The organism is Streptosporangium sp. NPDC006013, assembly GCF_040614275.1.
Lineage (GTDB): Bacteria > Actinomycetota > Actinomycetes > Streptosporangiales > Streptosporangiaceae > Streptosporangium.
In genome coordinates, this window is sequence record NZ_JBEXUE010000753.1 from 1 (window position 1) to 3,185 (window position 3,185).

General features: G+C 68.2%; 2 protein-coding genes. Both read left to right on the forward strand.

From position 1 onward, the window contains the following. On the forward strand, positions 1-1,522 hold a 1,522-nt coding region (gene kdpA / locus ABZ260_RS48995; RefSeq protein ID WP_355632253.1), incomplete at its 5' end, for a potassium-transporting ATPase subunit KdpA. Beyond that, positions 1,522-3,185, forward strand: a 1,664-nt coding sequence (gene kdpB / locus ABZ260_RS49000; protein ID WP_355632256.1) for a potassium-transporting ATPase subunit KdpB, incomplete at its 3' end; no start/stop codon positions are given. The genes kdpA and kdpB, both read left to right, overlap by 1 nt.

Below are 3,185 nucleotides of genomic sequence, written 5' to 3' on the forward strand. Positions count from 1 at the left end.
CCTGCTGGGCGGCCGCCCGGACGCCGAGCAGCGGTGGGGTGTCTACGCCCGCAGCGTGCTGGCGTTCTCCGTCGTGTCGATCCTGTTCGTGTACGGCATGCAGCGCTTGCAGGACAAGTTGTGGTTGTCACTTGGCTTCGACCCGGTGCCCGACCACATCGCATGGAACACCGCGATCAGCTTCGTCACCAACACCAACTGGCAGGCCTACTCGGGTGAGTCCACCATGGGCCACCTGGTGCAGATGGCCGCGCTGGCCGTACAGAACTTCGTGTCCGCCTCCGTCGGCATGGCGGTGGCGATCGCGCTGGTGCGCGGCTTCGCCCGCAACCGGGCTGACACCATCGGCAACTTCTGGGTCGACCTGGTGCGCGGCACGGTCCGTATCCTGCTGCCCATCGCCTTCGTCGGCGCACTGGTGCTGGTGGCCGGCGGTCTGGTGCAGAACCTCTCCTCCCCGCATGAGCTGAGCACCCTGGCCGGCGGCACCCAGTCGATCACCGGCGGTCCGGTGGCCAGCCAGGAGGTCATCAAGGAGCTCGGCACCAACGGCGGCGGCTTCTACAACACCAACTCGGCGCACCCGTTCGAGAACGCCACCAGCTGGACCAACTGGTTCGAGATCTTCCTGATCCTGCTCATCCCGTTCGCCATGCCGCGCACCTTCGGCAAGCTGGTCGGCCAGGTCAGGCAGGGTTACGCGATCCTCGCCGTGATGGCGACCATCGCCATCACCAGTGTCGCGCTGACCAACGTCTTCGAACTGGGCGCCAACGCCACCGTGCCGCAGGCCGTCGGCTCGGCGATGGAGGGCAAGGACGTCAGGTTCGGCGTCTCCAACTCCGCGACGTTCGCCGCGGCGACGACTCTCACGAGCACCGGCGCGGTCAACTCCTTCCACGACTCCTACACCCCGCTCGGCGGCATGATGACGTTGTTCAACATGATGCTGGGCGAGGTCGCGCCCGGCGGCGTGGGAGCGGGCCTGTACGGCATGCTCGTGCTGGCCGTGATCACGGTCTTCGTGGCCGGGCTCATGGTCGGCCGTACCCCCGAATACCTGGGCAAGAAGATCGGCGCCCGCGAGATCAAGCTGGCCTCGATGTACTTCCTGGTCACCCCGACCCTCGTGCTCGTCGGTACGGCTGTCGCCATGGGCAACGAAGCGGGTCTGGCGGCCATGCTGAACAGCGGCCCACACGGGTTCTCCGAGATCCTCTACGCCTTCACCAGCGCCTCGAACAACAACGGCTCCGCGTTCGGCGGCGTCACGGTCAACACGCCGTGGTACGACGTGGCGCTCGGCCTGTGCATGGTGCTCGGCCGCTTCCTGCCGATCATCTTCGTGCTGGCCCTGGCCGGATCGCTGGCCAGGCAGGCCCCGGTTCCCGAGTCCGCAGGCACGCTGCCCACCCACCGGCCGCAGTTCGTCGGCATGGTGGTCGGCGTCACGATCATCCTGGTCGCCCTGACCTTTCTCCCGGCCCTGGCGCTGGGCCCGCTCGCAGAAGGAATCAGCTAATGTCCACCCCAGTGCTCGAGGCGCCGGGACAGGCGCCGACGCCGCAGAAGAACGGCAGGGTCGGCGGTGGTCTGCTCGACCCCAAGCAGTTGATCAAGTCACTGCCCGACGCGTTGAAGAAGCTGAACCCGGTCTCGCTGTGGCGCAACCCGGTGATGCTGATCGTGGAGATCGGCGCGCTGGCCACCACAGTCCTCGCCGCCACCGGCGAGTCGTCGTTCTTCGCCTGGGCCATCGCCGTCTGGCTGTGGCTGACGGTGGTCTTCGCCAACCTCGCCGAGGCCGTCGCGGAGGGCCGTGGAAAGGCGCAGGCCGCCACGCTCCGTGCCGCCAAGCGCGACACCACCGCCCGCCGCCTCTCCGGCTGGGCGCCGGGCGCGAACGTGTCCTCGTGGGACACCGTCGGCGCGCCGGAGCTCAAGCAGGGTGATCACGTGATCGTCGAAGCCGGGGAGATCATCCCCGGCGACGGTGACGTGATCGAGGGCATCGCCTCGGTCGACGAGTCGGCCATCACCGGCGAGTCCGCACCCGTGATCCGCGAATCGGGTGGTGACCGCTCGGCGGTGACCGGCGGCACCAGGGTGTTGTCCGACCGGATCATCGTCCGCGTCACCCAGAAGCCGGGCGAGAGCTTCATCGACCGGATGATCGCCCTGGTCGAGGGTGCCGACCGGCAGAAGACGCCCAACGAGATCGCGCTGAACATCCTGCTGGCCGCTTTGACGATCATCTTCCTGGTCGCCACCGTCACCATGCAGCCGATGGCGATCTACGCCAAGAACGTCAACCCCGGCATCGCCGACTCTCTCGCCCTGACGGGCGACGGTGTCACCGGCGTCGTGCTGGTCTCGCTGCTGGTCTGCCTCATCCCGACCACGATCGGCGCGCTGCTGTCGGCCATCGGTATCGCGGGCATGGACCGGCTGGTCCAGCGCAACGTCCTGGCCATGTCCGGCCGTGCGGTCGAGGCGGCAGGAGACGTCAGCACCCTGCTACTCGACAAGACCGGCACGATCACGCTGGGCAACAGGCAGGCATCGGAGTTCCAGCCCGCCTCGGGGATCTCCGCCGACGACCTGGCCGCTGCCGCGCAGCTTGCGAGCCTCGCCGACGAGACGCCTGAGGGCCGCTCGATCGTGGTCTACGCCAAGCAGGCGTACGGCCTGCGCGAACGTCAGCCAGGTGAGCTCGCCCACGCCGAGTGGGTGGAATTCACCGCCCAGACCCGCATGTCGGGGGTCAACGTCGACGGCCGGCAGGTGCGTAAGGGCGCGGCGACGGCCGTCATGAAGTGGATACGGGAGAACGGCGGCCGCGCGACCGAGGAGGTCGGCCACCTGGTCGACGGCATCTCGGCCTCGGGTGGCACCCCGCTGGTCGTCGGTGAGATCGCCGACGGTAAGGCGCGGGTGCTGGGGGTCATTCATCTCAAGGACGTCGTCAAGCAGGGCATGCGCGAGCGGTTCGACGAGATGCGCCGGATGGGCATCCGCACCGTCATGATCACCGGTGACAACCCGCTCACCGCCAAGGCGATCGCCGACGAGGCCGGGGTGGACGACTTCCTGGCCGAGGCGACTCCCGAGGACAAGCTCGCGCTGATCAGGTCGGAGCAGGAGGGCGGCCGGCTGGTCGCGATGACCGGTGACGGCACCAACGA